The organism is Cupriavidus sp. KB_39, assembly GCF_052114485.1.
Classification (GTDB): Bacteria; Pseudomonadota; Gammaproteobacteria; order Burkholderiales; family Burkholderiaceae; genus Cupriavidus.
Window position 1 is genome coordinate 229,344 of sequence record NZ_JBFREV010000001.1, and the last position, 20,081, is coordinate 249,424.

Here is a 20,081-nt window from a genome sequence, read left to right on the forward strand (position 1 = left end):
CTCCGCGACGCGCATGTCCCGCCATGGCCCTCTTCCTGCTGTTCCGCATCGGTCCTGACCACTACGCGCTCGATACCGCCGAGGTGGCCGAGGTGCTGCCGCTGACCACGCTCAAGCAGATTCCGGGGGCGCCGGCATGGGTCGCCGGGCTGATGGTGCGTCATGGCCAGCCGGTGCCGGTGATCGACATCCCGGCGCTGGCCACGGGCACGCCCGCCGTGGCGCGCCGGAGCACGCGGACCGTGCTGGTGCACTATCGCCGCACAACCCACGATCAACCCGCCCGCCTGCTCGGCCTGCGGCTCGAATACGCCACGGAAACCCTGCGCGCCGATCCCGCCGCCTTCGTCGACGGYGGCATCGACCCTGCCCCGGTGCGCTACCTCGGGCCCGTGCTGCACGACGCGCGCGGCCTCGTGCAATGGGTGCGCGTGGGCGCGCTGCTGCCCGATGCCGTGCACGACCTGCTGTTTCCCGATCCAGCCCCGGCATGACCGACGCCCCGCACCCGCTCACGCCCATCGARGTGTTGCTGAAAGAACGCATCGGGCTCGATGCGGGCGCCATCGGCGCCGGCACCATCGCGCGCGCCGTGCTGGAACGTCAGATCGCCGTGGGCGCCGCCGATCTCGGCAACTACTGGAACGTGCTGCACGCGGTGCCAGACGAGCTGCAGGCGCTGATCGAAGCCGTAGTGGTGCCCGAAACCTGGTTCTTCCGCCATCGTGAAGCGCTGCTGGCCATGGCGAGCTTTGCCGCCCACCGTATCTTCGGCGATGGTGTGCCGATGCTGCGCGTGCTGAGCGTGCCCTGCTCCACCGGCGAGGAGCCGTACTCCATCGTCATGGCGCTGCTGGACGCCGGCGTGCCGCCCGAACGGTTTCGCGTGGATGCCGTGGATGTCAGCGCCCGGGCGCTGGAGCGCGCGCGCGCCGGCCACTATGGYAACAACGCGTTCCGGGGCCGGCCGCTGGACTTCCGCGAGCGCTACTTCGCGCCGGTRGCGGCGGGCTACCAGATTGCCGATGGCGTCCGGGCACAGGTCCGGCTGCTATCCGGGAATCTCCTCGACCCGTCGCTGCTCGCAGCCGAGCCGCCCTACCACGTGGTGTTCTGCCGCAACCTGCTGATCTATTTCGATCCGGATACGCAGCGCCGCGCGGCGCAGGCGCTGGTGCGCCTGGCGCGCCCGGACGGCCTGATCTTCGTCGGCCCGGCCGAAGCCAGCCTGCTGACGCGCGAAGGGCTCGCCGGCGCCGGGGTGCCGCTCGCCTTCGCCTTCCATCCCCACGCGGTGCGCCCGCCCGTGCGGGACGTGCCGGCGTCGTTGGCATCGGCCTTACCCCGTGCGCCGCTGCCGGCTTCCCCCGCCGCTCCCGCGCGCCGGCCCCAGCCGGCCCCCSCGTTGCGCGCYGCGCCGCCCGCCGCCACGCACGCGCGCCCGCCCGCGCAGCAAGCCGGCGGCGATGCGCTCGCGGAGATTGCTGCCATGGCTGACCGTGGCGATGTGGCCGACGCCACCGTCGCGTGCGAGCAATACCTGGCACAGCGCGGCCCATCCGCCAACGCCTACTGCCTGCTCGGCGTGCTGCACGACGCCGCCGGCCACGTCGCCGATGCGCATGCCGCCTACCGCAAGGCGGTGTACCTCGATCCCGGCCACGAGGAAGCCCTCTACCACCTTGCCGCCCTGCTCGATAGCGAGGGCGACGCCGGCGGTGCCGCGCGCCTGCGCGAACGCGCCCAACGTCACGCCCGCATGAGCCATGGTTGAAACCTCCGCCACCCTGCTGCCGAACCTTGCCGCCATCGACGATTGCTGGCGACGCATCGGCGTGTCCGGCGACGCCTCGTGCCCGCTGCTGGCGACGCACGTCCACTGCCGCAACTGCCCGACCTACGCGCAAGCCGCCACGGCGCTGCTCGACGCGCTGGCCGTCGATGACCTTGTGGATGCCGCCACGCTCGATCAACCTACCAGGAGTGCGTTCCATGTCGACCGTGCCGCAGGGCAGTCTTGCGTGGTCTTCCGCGTGGGCGATGAATGGCTCGCGCTGCCGACCGCCGTGCTCGGCGAAGTCACCGCGCCCGCGCCGATCCACTCGCTGCCGCACCGCCGCCACGCGGCGCTGGTTGGCGTGGCATCGGTGCGCGGGGCGCTGCTGACCTGCGTGTCGCTGGCGCTGCTGTTCGGCGGCACGGCGGCCGATCCCAGCCGCGCGGGACGGTTCCTGATGCTGGGCCAGGGGCGCAATGCCATTGCGCTGCCTGTGGCCGAAGTGGCAGGCGTGCAGCACGTGCCCCACGCCGCGCTGCTGCCGCTACCGGCTACGCTCGCCCGCGCCTCCGCGCACTACACGCGCGCCCTGTTCGAGCATGACGGCCACACGGTCGGCCTGCTCGATGCCGACCTGCTCCGGCAGGCGCTGTCGCGGAGCCTGTCATGAATCCCGAACAGCTCCGCGATGCCTCGATGCTCGAACTGTTCGCGCTGGAGGCGGACGCGCAGGCGGAAATCCTAAACGCGGGGCTGCTGGCGCTCGAACGCGAGCCTGCGGCGGCCACGCACCTGGAATCGTGCATGCGCGCCGCCCACTCGCTCAAGGGTGCAGCGCGCATCGTCGGGCTGGATGGCGGCGTGCGCGTGGCGCATGTGATGGAAGACTGCCTCGTCGCCGCGCAGCGTGGCGGCCTGCTGCTGACGCCGTCCCATATCGACGCCCTGCTGCAGGGCACCGACCTGCTGCAGCGGATCGGCCATCCCCCGGGCGGCGCGCTCGACTGGCCCGAGCGGGAAGGACTGGCCGAGATCGACGCCTGCGTCGCGCACCTCAACGCGCTGCTCGACGGCACTGAACTGGAGCCGGCCCCCGCGCGGATGCCGGCGGTATCCGCAGCAACGCCCGAGGTTCTTCCCCCCGAAGTCCCGCCCGCCCCTCAGGCCACGGCCGCCGCCGACCCGCAGGAACGCATGCTGCGCGTCAACGCGGACCGGCTGGACCGGCTGCTGGCCATGGCCGGCGAATCCATGGTGGAGACGCACTGGCTGCGCCCGTTCTGCGGCGCCATGCAGCAGGCGCGGCGCCAGCAAATGCGCGCGCTCCAGGCGCTGGAAGGCATCCAGGCCCTGCTGGCCAGTGCCGATGGTACCGTGCCACGGCTACGCGCCGCGCTGGCCGAAGCGCGCCAGTTGCTTGAGGACAGCCACGGCCAGCTTTCGCAACGCGTGGAGGAGATCGACCAGTACGATCATCGGGCGAGCCGGCTGTCGCGCCAGCTTTACGACACCGCGCTGTCCTGTCGCATGCGACCGCTCTCGGAYGGCATCATGGGCTATTCGCGCATGGTGCGCGACCTCGGCCGCGCGCTCGGTAAGCCCGTGCATCTGGCGCTGGCGGGCGAACAAACCCAGGTGGACCGCGACATCCTCGAACAGCTCGACGCCCCGCTGGCCCACCTGCTGCGCAATGCGGTGGATCACGGCATCGAGCCGCCCGAAGTGCGCCGYGCCGCCGGCAAGCCCGAGGAAGGRCGCRTCTCGCTGCACGCACGCCATAACGCCGGGCGGCTTGTCATCGAGATCTTCGACGATGGGGCCGGCGTGGACTTCGRCGCGTTGCGCGAGGCCATCGTGCGCCGCAGCCTGGCGCAGCCCGAGACGGCGGCGCGGATGTCCGAGACGGAACTGCTCGAATTCCTGCTGCTGCCCGGCTTCAGCCTGCGCGAGACGGTGTCTCATGTCTCGGGGCGTGGCGTCGGGCTGGATGCGGTGCAGGACATGGTGCGCGCCGTGCGCGGCAGCCTGCGGCTCTCGCAGCAGCCCGGCAGCGGGCTCCACTTCCATCTCGAATTGCCGCTTACGCTGTCCGTCGTGCGCACGCTGCTGGTAGAAGTCGCCGGCGAAGCCTATGCCTTCCCGCTCGGGCACGTCATGCGTGCCGTGGCGGTGCGCCGGGACGAGATCGAGCAGGTGGAACAGCACCAGCACTTCCGCCATGACGGCCGGCCCGTAGGCCTCGTCAGCGCGGCGCAACTGCTGCAACGGCCCGAGACCGCCACCCCGGACGCCGACACCGTGCCGGTAGTCATCATCGGCGAGCAGGATCGCGTCTACGGCATTGCCGTGGACCGCCTGCTGGGTGAACGCATGCTGGTGGTGCAGCCGCTGGCGCAGGCGCTGGGCAAGATCAAGGACATCGCGGCGGGCAGCCTGACCGACGACGGCACGCCCGTCCTGATCTTCGATGTCGAGGACATGCTGCGCTCGGTCGAGAAACTCGTGTCGGATGGCCGGATCGAGCGCGTGCGCCAGGCCGGCGCCGGCACTGCCGACGTCCGCCGCAAGCGGGTGCTGGTGGTCGACGATTCCCTGACCGTGCGCGAACTGGAGCGCAAGCTGCTGGCCGGGCGTGGCTACGATGTGGCCGTGGCCGTGGACGGCATGGATGGCTGGAACGTCCTGCGCGCGGAGCCCTTCGACCTCGTCATCACGGACGTGGACATGCCGCGCATGGACGGCATCGAACTGGTCACCCGCATCCGCGAGGAGCCGCGCCTGCGGCAGTTGCCGGTGATGATCGTGTCGTACAAGGACCGCGAGCAGGATCGCGAACGCGGGTTGCAGGCTGGCGCGGACTATTATCTGGCCAAGGGCAGTTTCCATGACACGGCGTTGCTGGACGCCGTGCTGGATCTCATCGGCGAGGCACGTGCATGAAGATCGGTATCGTCAATGATTCTTCGCTGGCCGTGGCGGCGCTGCGGCGCGCCATCGCGCTCGATGCCACGCACGAGATCATCTGGGTGGCCGGCGATGGCGAGCAGGCCATACGCATGGCGGCCACGCAAACGCCCGACCTGATCCTGATGGACCTGCTGATGCCGGTCATGGATGGCGTGGAAGCCACACGGCGCATCATGGCCGCCACGCCGTGCGCGATCGTCGTGGTGACGATGGACCTCGGGCGCAACGCGGACCAGGTGTTCGCCGCGATGGGTCACGGCGCGATCGATGCGGTGGACACGCCCACCCTGACCGAACCGGACGCGCAACTCGCGGCGGGGCCGCTGCTGCGCAAGCTCCGCAACATCGCCCGGCTGCTGAATGGCCGCGCCATCGCATCGCATTCCCTGACTGCCGCCACGCCTACGCCGGCCGCGCCCCGCCTGGTGGCGATTGGCGCCTCGGCAGGCGGGCCGGCTGCACTGGCCACGTTGCTGGGCGCGCTGCCGGCTGACTTCGGCGCGGCGGTGGTCGCCGTGCAGCACGTGGACGAGGCGTTCGCGCCCGGCATGGCCGAGTGGCTCAACGCCCAGTGCGCGCTGCCGGTGGGCATCGCGCGCGCCGGCGAGCGGCCGCGAATCGGCACCGTGGTCCTGGCGGGCACGAACGATCATCTGCGGTTGATACATGCCGCGCGGATGGCCTACACCCCGGAGCCGGGCGATTACCTGTACCGGCCTTCCATCGACGTGTTCTTCGAATCGGTGGTGGAGCACTGGCGCGGCGAGGCGGTCGGCGTGCTGCTCACCGGCATGGGCCGCGACGGTGCCCTCGGCCTCAAGGCGATGCGCGACCGTGGCTACCTCACCATTGCGCAGGACCAGGCCACCAGCGCGGTGTACGGCATGCCCAAGGCGGCTGCGGCGCTGGACGCCGCCGTCGAGATCCTGCCGCTGCCGCGGATTGCCGCGCGGCTGGTGAAGGCGTGCGGCGGCGGCCACCAGAACAAGAACAAAGCACAGGATGCATGAAAATGCCAAGACCTAAACCTCAAGCCGATGCGGCGGCAAATAGCGCGAACAGCACAAAAGGCGCCAACAACGAATACATGGCGATGGTGCTGCTGGTCGACGACCAGGCCATCATCGGCGAAGCGGTGCGCCGCGCGCTGGCCGGCGAGCCCGACATCGACTTCCACTACTGCGCGCAGCCGGACGAGGCCGTGGCCGTGGCGGAGCGCACGCAGCCAACCGTCATCCTGCAGGACCTGGTGATGCCGGGCACCGACGGCCTGACGCTTGTGCGGCGCTATCGGGAGAACCCGGGCACGCGCGACATCCCCATCATCGTGCTCTCCACCAAGGAAGAGGCGACGATGAAGAGCGCCGCGTTCGCGGCTGGCGCCAACGACTATCTCGTGAAGCTGCCGGACACCATAGAACTCGTGGCGCGCATCCGCTATCACTCGCGCTCCTACCTGAACCTGTTGCAGCGCGACGAAGCGTATCGGGCACTCCGGCAGAGCCAGCAGCAGTTGCTCGAAACCAACCTCGAACTGCAGCGGCTGACCAACTCCGACGGCCTGACCGGGCTCTCGAACCGCCGCTATTTCGACGAGTACCTCGGCGCCGAGTGGCGGCGCGCACAGCGCGAGCAGACGCAACTCGCACTGCTGATGATCGACGTGGATGCCTTCAAGGCCTACAACGACACCTACGGCCACGTGGCCGGCGACGAGGTGCTGCGCCGCGTGGCGGGCGTRATCCGCGACAACTGCGCGCGGCCGGCTGACCTGCCCGCGCGTTTTGGGGGCGAGGAGTTCTCGATGATCCTGCCGGCCACCTCGGCGGGCGGTGCAAGGTTGCTCGCGGAGAAGGTGCGGCGCGCGATCGAGTCGCTGCAGATTCCGCACAACGGGTCGCCCMCCAGTGGCGTGGTGACCATCAGCATCGGCGGCGCGGTGATCGTGCCCGATGAAACTGGCGATGCCAGCCGCCTCGTGCAGGCAGCGGATACCGGCCTCTATCAGGCCAAGCGCAACGGCCGCAATCAGGTCGTGATGGTGTAAGTATTTCCCGCGCGCGGCACCGCGCCGCGCGCCACCCCTCTTGCCCCACGGCCGACAACGCATAGCGCCGTGTAAGAACTACCTCACCCTTTTGGACCACGTGCCGCGCCATGTCTTCGCGCGGCATTCCCCATGCTCGATGCGCGCGACACAACGTGTACTTGTATCAGCTTTGTAACCGAACTGTGGGAATTCTCCGACATTGATATCGGAGTCGCCCGGCTGTCTCCCCTCTCCCCGCATGTCTATCGTTGCATCAGGCAAGCGCATTCACGCACGGCTGCCAGCAGCAACAGTAACGATTGCCCGCGCGGCACGCCACCATCGCCATTCGAGAGAGCACCGGCGCATTGGGTCGGTGTGAGGTCTTGTGCGTGTCGCGCGCCCCAATGATCCCAACGTAAAAGAGGTGAAGAACCATGGAAATCAAGCGGAACATCATTCTGGGCCTGGCGCTCGCGACCACGGCAGTCCTGGCAGCGTGCGGTGGCGGCGATGACGGCATCGACGACCGCGTGGGCCTGAGCAAGCCCTCGGTGCGCGTCATCCACGCCGTGACGGCCGGCCCCAACGTCGACGTGCTGCAGAACGGCGCGCTGACCTCGCTGAGGAACATCCCCTACAAGACAGTCTCGGGCTATTTCAACGTCGAGGAAGGCAATAACCTGTTCGCGTTCAACCTGGCCAACACGTCCACGCAGATCGGTGCGACCACGGTYTCGGCGCACACCGGCCACAAGTACACCGTGGTGGCGCTGCCTGGCACGACGGCCGCCGACGTGCTGCAGATCGACGATCCGTACGGCAAGGGCCTGCTGGACACCTCCGCCCGGATTCGTGGTCTGAACGCCTCGATCAATGCGCAGAACGTGGACATGTACCTGACCACGCCGGCGCAGGACATCGCCGCCGTGAACCCGACGATCGCCGCCATCAGCTATAAGAATGCGGTGCCGGCTTCGGGTCAGGATTCGATCTATGTGGATGGCGGCACCTATCGCCTGCGCGTGACCGCGGCCGGTACCAAGACCGTGATCTTCGATTCGGGCGCGCTGACCGTGAACAAGAACGACGACTGGCTGATTACCACGATCCCGGCCGACGGCTTCGGTGCCGTGGTGCCGAACAAGATCAAGGTCCTGGTGGCACAGAGCAGCACGAGCAACGCCACGGCGCAGGAACTGGTCAGCCAGCAGTAAGCCCCGCTACATAGCAAGAGCCCTCTCCTCGGGCCAGGACGCCGCCGCTTCAGGCGGCGTCTTTCTTTTGCGCGTGGTTGCCKGCGCCCGGCAGGTCGGACTTGAGTACGTCGAGGTGCGAGAGGTACGCGTCCAGTTCGGCGCGACCGCTGTCGGTGATGGTATAGACGCGGCCGTTACCTTCCACGAGTTCCGCCGTGATCGAGCGAGCGATCATCAGGCTGCGCAGAATGGGCCGCAGTGCGCGGATGTTCTTGTCGATGCCGCGCTCGCGCAGCCGCTCCATCAGACTGAAGACGGTAGAGGGGCTGGCCTGGACGAGCTTGAGGATGTAGAGCCGGGAAACGACCCGGTCGAGCGAAGGCGTGATCATGGGCGCAGTCGCTTTGGAAAGTCCTTAAAAAAACGGGGTGCACGAGGCACCCCGAAAGCTTGCGTTGTGTGCCCGGCAAAAGCCGGTGTTGCTCAGGAGAGCGCCACGGAGCGCTATTCCTCCTGGAACGCTTCCTCGCGCTTGGCCTTGATCGACGGCAGTGCCACCACGGCCACCAGTGCGGCAGCAGCAATCAGCAGGCCCATCGACAGCGGACGCGTCACGAATACGGTGAAGTCACCACGCGACAGCAGCAGCGAGCGGCGGAAGTTCTCTTCCATCATCGGTCCCAGCACGAAGCCGAGCAGCAGCGGGGCCGGTTCGCACTTGAGTTTCAGGAACAGATAGCCGATCACGCCGAAGCCAGCCGCCATGAACACGTCGAACGTCTGGTTGTTGACCGAGTACACGCCAATGCCGCAGAACACGAGAATCGCGGGGTACAGGAAGCGATACGGCACGGTCAGCAGCTTCACCCAGATACCGATCATCGGCAGGTTCAGGATGATCAGCATCAGGTTACCGATCCACATCGAGGCGATCAGGCCCCAGAACAGCGCCGGGTTGCTGGTCATCACCTGCGGGCCGGGCTGGATGTTGTGGATGGTCATCGCGCCCACCATCAGCGCCATCACGGCGTTAGGCGGAATGCCCAGCGTCAGCAGCGGGATGAAGGACGTCTGTGCCGCGGCGTTATTGGCCGATTCCGGACCCGCCACGCCTTCGATGGCGCCCTTGCCGAATTCATGCGCGTACTTCGAGGTCTTCTTCTCGAGCGAGTAAGCCGCGAACGAAGCCAGTGCCGCACCGCCGCCGGGGAGAATACCCAGCGCCGAACCCAGGGCCGTGCCACGCAGCACCGCCGGGATCATGCGTCGGAAGTCTTCCTTGGTCGGGAACAGGTTCGTCACCTTGTTCGTGAACGTCTCGCGGGCTTCCTTCTGTTCCAGGTTCGCGATGATTTCCGCGAAGCCGAACATACCCATGGCCAGTGCGACGAAGTCGATGCCGTCGGTCAGCTCAGGCACGTCGAACGAGAAGCGCGCGGCACCCGAGTTCACGTCGGTACCGATCAGGCCCAGCAGCAGACCCAGCACGATCATCGACACGGCCTTCGGCAGCGAGCCCGAGGCCAGCACCACGGCACCGATCAGGCCCAACACCATCAGCGAGAAGTACTCGGCGGGGCCGAACTTGAATGCCAGTTCCGACAGCGGCGTTGCGAAAGCCGCCAGAATCAGCGTAGCCACGCAACCAGCGAAGAACGAACCGAGACCGGCAGTGGCCAGCGCCACGCCAGCACGGCCGCGCCGCGCCATCTGATAGCCATCGATGGTGGTCACCACCGACGACGACTCACCGGGCAGGTTCACCAGAATGGCGGTGGTGGAACCGCCGTACTGGGCGCCGTAGTAAATACCAGCCAGCATGATCAGCGCAGCCACCGGGGGCAGCGTGTACGTGACCGGCAGCAGCATGGCGATGGTGGCGAGAGGGCCGAGGCCCGGCAGCACGCCAATCAGCGTCCCCAGCACGCACCCGAGGAAGGCGTACGCGAGGTTCTGCAGGGACAATGCCGTGGAGAAGCCCAGGGCAAGGTGATCGAACAATTCCATTTGGACGGGCTCCTTAGCCGGTRATGAAGGCAGGCCACACCGGCATCTGCAGGTTGATGCCGTACACGAASGCGCCCAGGCTGATCAGCACGAGCACCACGCCGTTCAGGAGTGCRCCCTTCCAGCTGAACTCATGGCTCGCCATCGACGAGACCAGCACCAGCACAAAGACCGACAACACCATGCCGAGCGGCTTGAGCAACAGGCCGAACAGCACCACGGAACCGAGAATCCACAACAGCGTCTTGAGGTCCCAGCGCGCGAGCTGGTCGTCTTCGCCCTTCGTCGAGAGCGAACCCACCGTCACGATCGCGCCCAGCAGGGCGAGCACGAGTCCGAGCAGGAACGGAAAATATCCTGGCCCCATCTTCGCCGCCGTTCCCATGGAATAGCCGCGCGCGACGAAGGAAAAGCCCAGGCCGACCAGGACGAACATCAGGCCGGAGGCAAAGTCCTTTTGGCTGCGTATGCGCAAAATGAATCTCCTCAAAGTGGTGAAAATCGGTACCGCGCGGCCGCCGGCTCTGGCGCCCGCACTGCGGATGCATGACAGGCAAAGCATCCGATGCGACGGAGCGAACAGTAGAGACGCGATCTTTCAGGCGCCTTTCATTTGTCTGGCTTCAGGGTAATTCCTGATTCCGTTATCAGAAGTGGGCCGACTCCAATACATCATGTTGTGATGTATTTAACCGATATGATCGACAACGCGTGAAAGTCAACTGAAAGGCTGGGCGAAAGGGGACTGAAAGCAAAGAACGCCGCATGAAGCGGCGTTCTGATATTTGGGGAAGGCGTGGCTTTCGAATGCCTTACATTGCTGCACCGCGGCGCGCGCGGCGACTCAAATGTCTCTCAGGTGAAAGCGCACYCACCTGTCATCCGATCACCGCGCGGGCGCCGTTGTGGTATCGGCRTCTTCGCAAGGCGTGCCCATGCTGGTATCGGGCGCGAGGCCGACGGCCTCCGCATGCGGCTCGGCAGGCATGATGTGGCTGCGCTTCCAGTTGCCGAAGCGGTAGTAGGCAAAGGCCAGCGCCACGGACACGATCGAACCAACCGGGAAGCTCCACCAGATCGACTCCGCGCCGATATGCGGCTCCAGCAGCCATGCGAACGGCAGCCGTATCCCCCACATCGACACGAACAGGATGACGAGCGGCGCCATGACCGCCCCGGTGGCGCGCACCGTGCCGAACACGACGATGGTGAAGCCGAACAGGATGAACGACCACAGCACCACGCGGTTGATGTGCTGGGCGATGCCGATTGCCGTGCTGTCATCGCCCAGGAAGATGCCAAGCGAATGCCGGTTGAACAGGTAGATCAGCCCCACAATCGCCCCGGTCATCACCAGATTGAACAGCAGACCCATGCGCGTGATACGGGCCACGCGCGGCCATAGGCCCGCACCGACATTCTGCGCGACCATCGACGACACGCTGGCGCCTACGGCCAGGGCCGGCATCTGCACGTAAGTCCACAACTGAGAGGCCACCCCGTAGGCCGCCGTGGTCTGCGAGCCATAGGTATTGACCAGCGACATCATGACAATCGCGGACGATGAGATCACCACCATCTGCAGGCCCATCGGCAAGCCCTTCGCCACCAGCGCACGGAGAATTGCCGGATCGGGCCACAGCAGCGCCAGTTGCTCCTTGTGCAGCAGCAGGAAATGGCGTCGCCGGTACAGCACCGCGATCATCGCCACGAGGCTCACCAGCTGGGCGATCAGCGTAGCCAGCGCGGAGCCTGCGATGCCGAGCGCCGGCAACGGCCCGACGCCAAAGATCAGCACCGGGTTCAGCACCACGTCGAGCACCACCGACAACAGCATGAAATAGAACGGCGTGCGCGAGTCCCCTGCCCCGCGCAGCGTCATCATCACGAAGTTGTAGAAGTACATGAACGGCAGCGCCACGAAGATGATGCGCAGGTAGATCACCGCCAGTGGCGCGGCATCGTCGGGCGTATGCATCGCCGCGAGGATGYGTGGCGTGAAGACGAAACCGAGCACCGCCGCCAGGATCGACAGGCCCACGAAGAACGTCGTGCCGGTGCCGACCACGCGGCGCGCTTCGTCGAYATTCCGGGCGCCCACGGCCTGGCCAATCATGATCGTGTTGGCCATGCTGATGCCGAACACCACGCCAAGCAGGAAGAACAGGATGATATTGGCGTTGGACGTGGCCGTCAGCGCGGCCTCGCCGAGGTAGCGGCCCACCCAGACCGAGTTGATCGACGCGTTCAACGACTGAAGGATGTTGCTGCCCAGCACGGGCAGCGAGAACAGCAACAGCGTGCGGCCGATCGGGCCCGTGGTCAGTCTGGCGTCTGGCTTCATGGAGGGCGGTTGGGACGATATGCGGCATCTCGGGTCCGCCAGTCTAGCGTGGATTCCCGCGGGCAAGTGGCCGATTATCGGCCACTACGACCCCGTGCGCGTTCCGGTCCGACGCGTTAAGCTTGCGGTTTCTCGACCCGACCGACTCAGGAGACACGCATGTACCAGGATCTCGCCCTCTATATTGATGGGGAATTCATCAAGGGAGGCGACCGGCGCGAGCAGGATGTCATCAACCCGGCGACCCAGGAAGTCCTTGGCAAGCTGCCCCACGCCACGCGCGGCGACCTTGATCGCGCCCTGGCCGCGGCGCAGCGCGCTTTCGAGACGTGGAAGAAGACCTCGCCGCTGGAGCGCTCCGCGATCCTGCGCCGCGTGGCAGAACTGACGCGTCAGCGCGCCAAGGAAATCGGCCGCGACATCACGCTGGACCAGGGCAAACCGCTGGCCGAGGCCGTGGGCGAAGTGATGATCTGCGCCGAGCACGCCGAATGGCATGCCGAGGAAGCCCGCCGGATCTACGGCCGCGTGATTCCGCCGCGCAACCCGGCCGTGCGCCAGATCGTCGTGCGSGAGCCGATTGGCGTCTGCGCCGCCTTCACGCCGTGGAACTTYCCGTTCAACCAGGCCATCCGCAAGATCGTGGCGGCSCTGGGCGCCGGCTGCACGCTGATCCTGAARGGCCCGGAGGATTCGCCGAGTGCCGTAGTGGCGCTGGCGCGCCTGTTCCATGACGCCGGCCTGCCCCCGGGCGTGCTGAACATCGTCTGGGGCGTGCCGAGCGAGGTGTCGACCTACTTGATCGAATCGCCGATCGTGCGCAAGATCTCGTTCACGGGCTCCGTGCCGGTGGGCAAGCAGCTGGCTGCGCTGGCCGGCGCGCACATGAAGCGTGTGACGATGGAACTGGGCGGTCATTCACCGGTGCTCGTCTTCGACGATGCCGACATCGAGCCGGCSGCCGAGATGCTGGCGCGCTTCAAGCTGCGCAACGCCGGCCAGGTGTGCGTCTCCCCGACGCGCTTCTACGTTCAGGAAAAAGCCTACGACAAGTTCCTGGCGCGCTTCACCGAGGTCATCGGTTCGATCAAGGTCGGCAACGGCCTCGACGATGGCACGCAAATGGGCCCGCTCGCACACGAGCGGCGCATCGCATCGATGGAACAGTTCCTCGACGATGCCAACCACCGCGGCGGCAAGATCGTGGCCGGCGGCGCACGCATCGGCGACAAGGGCTTCTTCTTCGCCCCGACCGTGGTGACGGACCTGCCCGACGACGCCAAGCTGATGGTGGACGAGCCGTTCGGCCCGGTAGCGCCGGTCACGCGCTTCAAGGACGCCGAGGAAGTCCTGCGCCGCGCCAACAGCCTGCCCTTCGGCCTGGCCTCGTACGTCTTCACCAACTCGCTGAAGACGGCCCACCTGGTCTCCAACGGCCTGGAAGCCGGCATGGTCAACATCAACCACTTCGGCATGGCCCTGTCCGAAACACCGTTCGGCGGCATCAAGGACTCCGGCATCGGCAGCGAAGGCGGGATGGAGACATTCGACGGGTATCTGGTGACGAAGTTTATTACGCAGGTTTGAGCGTAAGAGCGGGCGCGCGTCGTCCGCAAGCTGAGAACAAAGGCCGGGGAAACCCAGCCTTTGTTTTGCAACCGATCATCCAGSTGCCCTTCCCTACTTGAAAAACACCCCCCGCGTCAGGAACGTGTAGTCGGCCTCTTCCGCCATCAGCCATACCAGCACCAGCAGGCACAGCGGCGGCAGCAGGATGGCGCAGATCAGTGCCATGCGCTCCCACGCCATGTGCATGAACACGGCGACGATCAGCCCCGCCTTCAGCCCCATGAAGATCAGGATCAGCGCCCAGCGCAGGAAGCCTTGCACGTGGAAGTAGTCCACCATGTACGACATCGTGGACAGGATGAACAACAGGATCCAGACCTTCAGGTACAGGCCGATCGGATGGGCCTGCCCGCCATGCGACGAGGGTTCGATGGCCGGATCGGGAGCGGTGGGAGTCGATGCCATGGCCAGCCTCACCAGAGATAGAACAGCGCGAAGATAAAGACCCAGACCAGGTCCACGAAGTGCCAGTACAGCCCGGCGATCTCCACGGGCTGGTAGTTGCCCGTCACGTCGTAGTGCCCCTGCCGCACCTTGTTGGCGATGACGAGCAGGTAGATCACACCACACGACACGTGAAAGCCGTGGAAGCCGGTAATCATGAAGAACGTCGATCCGAACTGCGCCGCGCCCATCGGGTTGCCCCACGGCCGCACGCCTTCGTGGATCAGCTTCGACCATTCGAACGCCTGCATGCCGACGAACGATGCTCCGAGGAGCGCCGTGGCCAGCATCAACATTGCGCACTCGCGGCGCTGGCGCCGGTAGGCGAAGTTGACGGCCATCGCCATGGTGCCGCTACTCGTGATCAGCACGAACGTCATGATGGCGATCAGGATCAGCGGCACTTGCCGGCCGGCAATCTCCAGCGCGAACACCTCGCTCGGATTGGGCCACGGCACCGTCGTCGACATCCGCACGGTCATGTAGCCGGTCAGGAAGCAACTGAAGATGAAGGTGTCGGACAGCAGGAAGATCCACATCATGGCCTTGCCCCACGACACCTTGAAGGCCATCTGGTCCGATGACCAGTCCGCGAGCAGGCCCTTCATGCCGGACGGCAGATGGTCCGCCATGCCGTGCGCCGGCGGCGTGGGTGAAGTCGGCGATGTGGGCGACGAAACTTGCGAGGTCATCGGTATTCCCCCTCTCCGCTAGGCGGTGCCGCAGATGTAGCGAACGATCTCGGGCGTCAGCCAGCCCAGCGCCCCTAGCAACACAATCCACAGCGCCAGCAGGAAATGCCAGTACCGGGTGCACAGGCCGATACGCGTCACGGTGCGCGTGCCGCTGCCGCGATCCATCGCCACGTACGCGAACGCGACCAGCCCGCCCACCACGTGCAGGCCATGCATGGCCGTGAGCAGGTAGAAGAAGCTGCCGGCCGGATTATTGGCCGGCACCACGTGCAGCGCGTACAGCGCCTGCCAGGCCCAGAGCTGCGACGCCACAAAGGCCGCAGCGCCAAGACCGCCCAGGCGCAGTGCCCTGCGCGCCCGCTCCATCTGACCGGCCCGCGCGGCACGCGTGGAAACCTGCATCGCCACGCTGGCTGCAGCCAGCAGTCCCGTGGACAGCCACACCTGCCAGGGCAGCGCCACGCGATGCCAGTCCGGGCTATCCATCCGCATTGCAAAGGCGACGAGAAACAGCGAGAACAGCGACGTAACGACACCAATAARCGCCCACAGGCCAACGCTGCCGGGCGCGCGCACCTCGCGGTCGTGCATGGCGCCGCCCCCGCCGGGGCCGCCGTTCGGCCCCTCGCGTGAGACCCGGAACACGCCTGACGGCGCTTGCGTGGCGATCGATTCGGCGTTCATGCCACGGCCCCCTTGCTTTCGTATGGCTCGGGCTCATGCCCACCGGCCTCAGGCGGCGCGTTCTGGGCGATGAAGTCCTCGGGCGCGTCCGGCACGCTGTATGCATAAGCCCAGCGATAGACCACCGGCTGGTGCGGCCCCCAGTTGCCATGCACGGGTGGCGTCTCCGGCGTCTGCCATTCCAGCGATGCCGCGCGCCAGGGATTCGAGCCGGAGGGCCGTCCGTGCCGCACGCTCCATGCGAGATTGAAGACGAACAGCAACTGTGCGAAGGCCACCACGAACGCGGCGATCGAGATATACATATTCATCACGTGCGCCGACTCGGGAATGAAGCTGTAGTTGTCGAACGCGTAGTAGCGGCGCGGCATGCCCAGCACGCCCAGGTAGTGCATTGGGAAGAAGATGGCGTAGGTGCCGATGAAGGTGACCCAGAAGTGGATATGGCCCAGCGTGTCGTTGAGCATGCGCCCGGTCACCTTGGGATACCAGTGATAGAGGCCGCCAAACACCACCAGGATCGGCGACACGCCCATCACCATGTGGAAGTGCGCGACCACGAAATAGGTGTTGGACAGCGGGATRTCCACGCTGACATTGCCGAGGAAMAGGCCGGTCAGCCCGCCGATCACGAAGGTGCTGATAAAGGCAATCGCAAACAGCATCGGCACCGAGAAGTGGATATCGCCGCGCCACAGCGTGATGACCCAGTTGTAGACCTTGATGGCCGTCGGCACCGCGATGATCAGCGTGGTCGTGGCGAAGAAGAAGCCGAAGTACGGATTCATGCCGCTGACGAACATATGGTGCGCCCACACCACCACGGAAAGCAGGCCGATGGCGAGGATGGCCCACACCATCGTGCGATAGCCGAAGATGCTCTTGCGCGAATGCACGCTGACGAGGTCCGAGACGATGCCGAAGGCCGGCAGCGCCACGATATAGACCTCGGGATGCCCGAAGAACCAGAACAGGTGCTGGAACAGCAACGGGCTGCCGCCCTTGTAGTCGAGCTGCTGCCCCATCGACACCATCGCCGGCATGAAGAAACTCGTGTGCAGCGTCTTGTCGAGCAACATCATCACGCCCGAGACGAACAGCGCCGGAAACGCCAGCAGCGCGAGGATGGTCGCCATGAAGATGCCCCACACGGCGAGCGGCATGCGCAGCAGCGTCATGCCCTCGGTGCGCGCCTGGAGCACGGTGGTCACGTAGTTCAGGCCGCCCATCGTGGCCGCGACGATGAAGATCAGCAGCGACACCAGCATCAGGATGATGCCCCAGTCATAGCCAGGCGTGCCGGGCAGGATGGCCTGCGGCGGGTAAAGCGTCCAGCCTGCACCTGTGGGCCCGCCCGGCACGAAGAAGCTCGCCAGCAGCACGATCACCGACAGGAAATAGACCCAGAAGCTGAGCATGTTGAGGAAGGGGAACACCATGTCACGCGCGCCCACCATCAACGGGATCAGGTAGTTGCCAAAGCCACCCAGGAACAGCGCCGTCAGCAGGTAGATCACCATGATCATGCCGTGCATGGTGACGAACTGGTAATAGCGGTTGGCGTCGATGAAATCGAACTTGCCCGGGAAGCCCAGCTGCATCCGCATGAGGTTGGACAGCGCGACGCCGACCAGCCCCACGATGATCGCGACGATGGTGTACTGCACCGCGATCACCTTGTGGTCCTGGCTCCAGATGTAGCGCGCCCCGAAGGTTTGCGGGCCGTGGTGGGCATCATCGGCGTAAGCCATCTCATCCTCCTCCCGCGCGTTACTTGCCCGCCTGCGGCGCGGCGGCCGCGCCGCTGCCGAGCGAACGGATATAGGCGGTCAGCGCGGCGATTTCCGCATCGGTGACCGGCAATGGCGGCATCAGCGGCCCGAAACCCTTGACCAGCCGCGCGTGCGGATCGACGATCTCGGTCTTCAGGAACGCGTCATCCACCGAGGCACTGCTGCCATCGGCAAACGTCTGCGTGCTGCCGTACAGCCCCTTCCACGTCGGCCCCACGCCGGGCTTGCCGTCCACGCTGTGGCACGCCACGCAGCCCTTGCTCTGCGCCAGCGCGCGGCCCTGCTCGACGAGGTCGGTGCCGGAGGCCACCGTGGTCTCCGGCGTGGGCGTTGCCGCCGTGCCCGGCGCCGCGGCGATCGGCGGCGCGGTCTTGGCCATCGTCATCGCGAAGGTCTGCTGCTTGGCGAGCCACGCGTCGAACGAAGCCTGATCCTCCACGACCATGTGGCCGCGCATGTTGTAGTGCCCCACGCCACACAGCTGCGCGCAGAGGATGTCGAACTTGCCGACCTGCGTTGGCGTGAACCAGAACGAGGTGACCATGCCCGGCACCATGTTCATGCGCGCGCGAATCGGCGGTACGTAGAAATCGTGCAGCACATCCTTCGAGCGCAGCAGCACCTTCACCGGCCGGTTCAGCGGCAGATGCACCTCGGGCCCCACCACCACGATGTTGTCCTGCCCGCGCGGATCGTCCGGGTTGATCCCGAGCGGATTGGACGCCGTGACGAAGCGCGCATCGGATGTACCGAGTTGCCCGCTCTTCCCGGGAAAGCGAAATGCCCATTGCCACTGCTGGCCTACCACCTCCACCACCATCGCGTCGCGCGGCGGCCGCACGTAGTCGGCGTAGACGATCAGCCCCGGCGCCAGCATCGCAATGATGCCGATGCCCGTGAGCCCGATCAGCCATAGCTCCAGCTTGCGGTTCTCCGGCTGATAGGCGGCGCGATGCCCCTCGCGATGGCGGTAGCGCCACACGATGTAGCCGACGAACAGGTTGATGACGATGAAGAGAAAGCCCGTGATGACCAGCGTAATGGTCAACGTATCGTCCATCTGTTTCCAGTTGGACGCGAGCGGCGTCGCCCACCACGGGCTCACGAAATGAAAGAGCACCGAAGCAACGACGATGACGACGAGTGCGATGGCTATCGCCATATCCACCCTCCTCCACGCGGAGGCAGTACCGCGAGGGATGCGCAGGTCACGCAGGTGGAATAAGACTAGTGCATGGGCTCAGGTCACTGCAAGGCGACATCGCCGCGTCGTCGTGCGGCGATGCACAAACGCGCCAGGGATCTAGTGCGATACGTCGCGGCTCTCCAGCTTCCAGTAGCAGAGCGCGATGGCCATGCCGAAAACCAGGTGCCCGATCAGCGTGTGCCAGCCGCGCGCATCCACGAACCACGGAAAGGCTCGCGTCATGACATAGAAGTTGAACAGGTAGACCACCAGCCCGAACACGGCGCCGGCCAGCATCGACATGCCCACGCTCGAGTCAAGCTGGAACGGCGCGATGAGCGCGCACAGCACCATGCCAAGTATCGCGCCCAGCACGAAGTGAATGATGACGGCCACGGCCACCGTGCCCACGCTGAACAGCGAGGTCTGCAGCACGTCCCGCCCCAGCACGATGGCAGCGATCATGCGCGTGGTGCCCCATGGATGGACCCCCGATACCATCGTCGACCAGAACATTTCGAGCACGATCAGCAGCGCGCCGGCTGCGAGTCCCGATACGGCAGCCGCTGTCCAGTCTGGCAAGCGGCGCACGTAATGGTGCGATTGCATGTGAAGTTCCATGGCGTCCTCCTACGTCGAACATTGATTCCGATCCAACGCGCAGCGCCCGGCAGCGCCGGGGTGTGCGCTGAGTCCAGCATAGGACACGCGCCCMCGCGTAGCAGCCGCCCGTGCCGATATGCGTACCTTGGGGCGGGCAGAGTCTCTTGGGAGATACCTGGGGTGTCGCGTGCACTGCACGCACGTTTCAAACGCTACGGGTGAACCCTGAGAGCGGCGGCCTTGTATTCGCCACACACGGCCTATACTGGAAACACAAAGAAACAAGACAGGAGACCGCCATGATTCACCTACAGGCGCACGATCTTGTATTTCTGATCCCCATGGCGCTCGTCGGACTACTGGCGATGGGCGCGATTCCGGTGGCTGCCAAGGCGCTGCGCATCAGTTGCCGTTGTGCCGGCGCGATCATCGGGGTCTTGCTGGGCGTGCTGGTTCTCGAGGCGCTGCCGCTGCTGATCTAGCCAGGACACGCAGCGAGGCGCCTCTGCGAGAGAGAAGGAGAGGCGCGATGTCACTCACCCTGCTCGCCGCCCTGATGGCGGCGCTGCTCGTCGTGACTGTCGCGAGCGCCATTTGGCGCTGCAGCCATCCGTACCGGATGCGCTACCGGCGCTGTGCGCGCGAGCGCAGGCGCCGCGTGGGCATCTGCCGCGAGCCACCCCACCATCCCGGATGACGGSGCGTTGATGACCGGACCCGGCGT

20 protein-coding genes are annotated in these 20,081 nt (G+C 66.1%); 10 read left to right on the forward strand and 10 right to left on the reverse strand.

What is annotated here, in order from left to right; translation table 11 throughout:
- The first annotated feature begins 23 nt into the window (after positions 1-23).
- The 7 genes from AB4Z27_RS01020 (at position 24) to AB4Z27_RS01050 (ending at position 7,990) form a co-directional block, all read left to right on the forward strand.
- Positions 24-494, forward strand: a complete 471-nt coding sequence (locus AB4Z27_RS01020; RefSeq protein WP_441592845.1) for a chemotaxis protein CheW — start codon at positions 24-26, stop codon at positions 492-494.
- Positions 491-1,774 (forward strand): CheR family methyltransferase, encoded by a 1,284-nt coding sequence (locus AB4Z27_RS01025; RefSeq protein ID WP_441643779.1) that lies wholly within the window; start codon positions 491-493, stop codon positions 1,772-1,774. The genes AB4Z27_RS01020 and AB4Z27_RS01025 overlap by 4 nt, the downstream gene beginning before the upstream one ends.
- Positions 1,767-2,447 (forward strand): chemotaxis protein CheW, encoded by a 681-nt coding sequence (locus tag AB4Z27_RS01030; protein ID WP_441593680.1) that lies wholly within the window; start codon positions 1,767-1,769, stop codon positions 2,445-2,447. The genes AB4Z27_RS01025 and AB4Z27_RS01030 overlap by 8 nt, the downstream gene beginning before the upstream one ends.
- Positions 2,444-4,717 (forward strand): hybrid sensor histidine kinase/response regulator, encoded by a 2,274-nt coding sequence (locus AB4Z27_RS01035; protein ID WP_441643780.1) that lies wholly within the window; start codon positions 2,444-2,446, stop codon positions 4,715-4,717. The genes AB4Z27_RS01030 and AB4Z27_RS01035 overlap by 4 nt, the downstream gene beginning before the upstream one ends.
- The gene (locus AB4Z27_RS01040) at positions 4,714-5,754 is read left to right on the forward strand and encodes a chemotaxis response regulator protein-glutamate methylesterase (RefSeq protein ID WP_441643781.1); all 1,041 of its coding nucleotides are present in this window, start codon (positions 4,714-4,716) and stop codon (positions 5,752-5,754) included. The genes AB4Z27_RS01035 and AB4Z27_RS01040 overlap by 4 nt, the downstream gene beginning before the upstream one ends.
- A 2-nt stretch (positions 5,755-5,756) precedes the next feature.
- A complete protein-coding gene (locus tag AB4Z27_RS01045; RefSeq protein ID WP_441643782.1) occupies positions 5,757-6,791 on the forward strand; it encodes a diguanylate cyclase domain-containing protein in 1,035 nt (344 codons plus the stop codon).
- Between the two features lie 419 nt (positions 6,792-7,210).
- Positions 7,211-7,990 carry a DUF4397 domain-containing protein gene (locus AB4Z27_RS01050; protein WP_092294484.1) on the forward strand — a complete coding sequence of 260 codons (780 nt, stop codon included), beginning with the start codon at positions 7,211-7,213 and terminating at the stop codon, positions 7,988-7,990.
- 49 nt (positions 7,991-8,039) lie between these two features.
- Here the strand turns inward: AB4Z27_RS01050 and AB4Z27_RS01055 are convergent, their stop codons facing one another.
- The 4 genes from AB4Z27_RS01055 to AB4Z27_RS01070 form a co-directional block, all read right to left on the reverse strand.
- The gene (locus AB4Z27_RS01055) at positions 8,040-8,363 is read right to left on the reverse strand and encodes a helix-turn-helix transcriptional regulator (RefSeq protein ID WP_092294482.1); all 324 of its coding nucleotides are present in this window, start codon (positions 8,361-8,363) and stop codon (positions 8,040-8,042) included.
- 113 nt (positions 8,364-8,476) lie between these two features.
- A complete protein-coding gene (locus AB4Z27_RS01060; protein WP_092294480.1) occupies positions 8,477-9,979 on the reverse strand; it encodes a tripartite tricarboxylate transporter permease in 1,503 nt (500 codons plus the stop codon).
- A gap of 13 nt (positions 9,980-9,992) precedes the next feature.
- Positions 9,993-10,454 (reverse strand): tripartite tricarboxylate transporter TctB family protein, encoded by a 462-nt coding sequence (locus AB4Z27_RS01065; RefSeq protein WP_092294478.1) that lies wholly within the window; start codon positions 10,452-10,454, stop codon positions 9,993-9,995.
- A gap of 411 nt (positions 10,455-10,865) precedes the next feature.
- Positions 10,866-12,323, reverse strand: a complete 1,458-nt coding sequence (locus AB4Z27_RS01070) for an MATE family efflux transporter (RefSeq protein WP_441643783.1) — start codon at positions 12,321-12,323, stop codon at positions 10,866-10,868.
- Between the two features lie 159 nt (positions 12,324-12,482).
- Here AB4Z27_RS01070 and AB4Z27_RS01075 point away from each other — a divergent pair, with 159 nt between their 5' ends.
- Positions 12,483-13,910: an NAD-dependent succinate-semialdehyde dehydrogenase gene (locus AB4Z27_RS01075; RefSeq protein WP_441643784.1), complete on the forward strand. Its 1,428-nt coding sequence runs from the start codon at positions 12,483-12,485 to the stop codon at positions 13,908-13,910.
- A gap of 93 nt (positions 13,911-14,003) precedes the next feature.
- Here the strand turns inward: AB4Z27_RS01075 and AB4Z27_RS01080 are convergent, their stop codons facing one another.
- The 6 genes from AB4Z27_RS01080 to AB4Z27_RS01105 form a co-directional block, all read right to left on the reverse strand.
- Entirely contained in the window at positions 14,004-14,357 is a 354-nt protein-coding gene (locus AB4Z27_RS01080; protein WP_092294473.1) for a cytochrome C oxidase subunit IV family protein, read from the reverse strand.
- An 8-nt stretch (positions 14,358-14,365) separates the two neighbouring features.
- Positions 14,366-15,088 (reverse strand): heme-copper oxidase subunit III family protein, encoded by a 723-nt coding sequence (locus AB4Z27_RS01085; protein WP_092294471.1) that lies wholly within the window; start codon positions 15,086-15,088, stop codon positions 14,366-14,368.
- 18 nt (positions 15,089-15,106) lie between these two features.
- Positions 15,107-15,775, reverse strand: a complete 669-nt coding sequence (locus AB4Z27_RS01090) for a bb3-type cytochrome oxidase subunit III (RefSeq protein WP_441643785.1) — start codon at positions 15,773-15,775, stop codon at positions 15,107-15,109.
- Positions 15,772-17,526, reverse strand: coding sequence for a cytochrome c oxidase subunit I (ctaD, locus tag AB4Z27_RS01095; RefSeq protein ID WP_092294467.1), 1,755 nt, complete (start codon positions 17,524-17,526; stop codon positions 15,772-15,774). The genes AB4Z27_RS01090 and ctaD overlap by 4 nt, the downstream gene beginning before the upstream one ends.
- A 19-nt stretch (positions 17,527-17,545) precedes the next feature.
- Positions 17,546-18,730 (reverse strand): cytochrome c oxidase subunit II, encoded by a 1,185-nt coding sequence (locus AB4Z27_RS01100; RefSeq protein ID WP_092294465.1) that lies wholly within the window; start codon positions 18,728-18,730, stop codon positions 17,546-17,548.
- A gap of 141 nt (positions 18,731-18,871) precedes the next feature.
- Positions 18,872-19,375: a hypothetical protein gene (locus AB4Z27_RS01105; protein WP_092294463.1), complete on the reverse strand. Its 504-nt coding sequence runs from the start codon at positions 19,373-19,375 to the stop codon at positions 18,872-18,874.
- A 281-nt stretch (positions 19,376-19,656) separates the two neighbouring features.
- Here AB4Z27_RS01105 and AB4Z27_RS01110 point away from each other — a divergent pair, with 281 nt between their 5' ends.
- Together AB4Z27_RS01110 and AB4Z27_RS01115 are read left to right on the forward strand one after the other, a co-directional pair.
- Positions 19,657-19,839 (forward strand): hypothetical protein, encoded by a 183-nt coding sequence (locus tag AB4Z27_RS01110; RefSeq protein WP_066736414.1) that lies wholly within the window; start codon positions 19,657-19,659, stop codon positions 19,837-19,839.
- A 47-nt stretch (positions 19,840-19,886) separates the two neighbouring features.
- Entirely contained in the window at positions 19,887-20,054 is a 168-nt protein-coding gene (locus AB4Z27_RS01115) for a hypothetical protein (RefSeq protein WP_177219909.1), read from the forward strand.
- Positions 20,055-20,081: the final 27 nt, after the last annotated feature.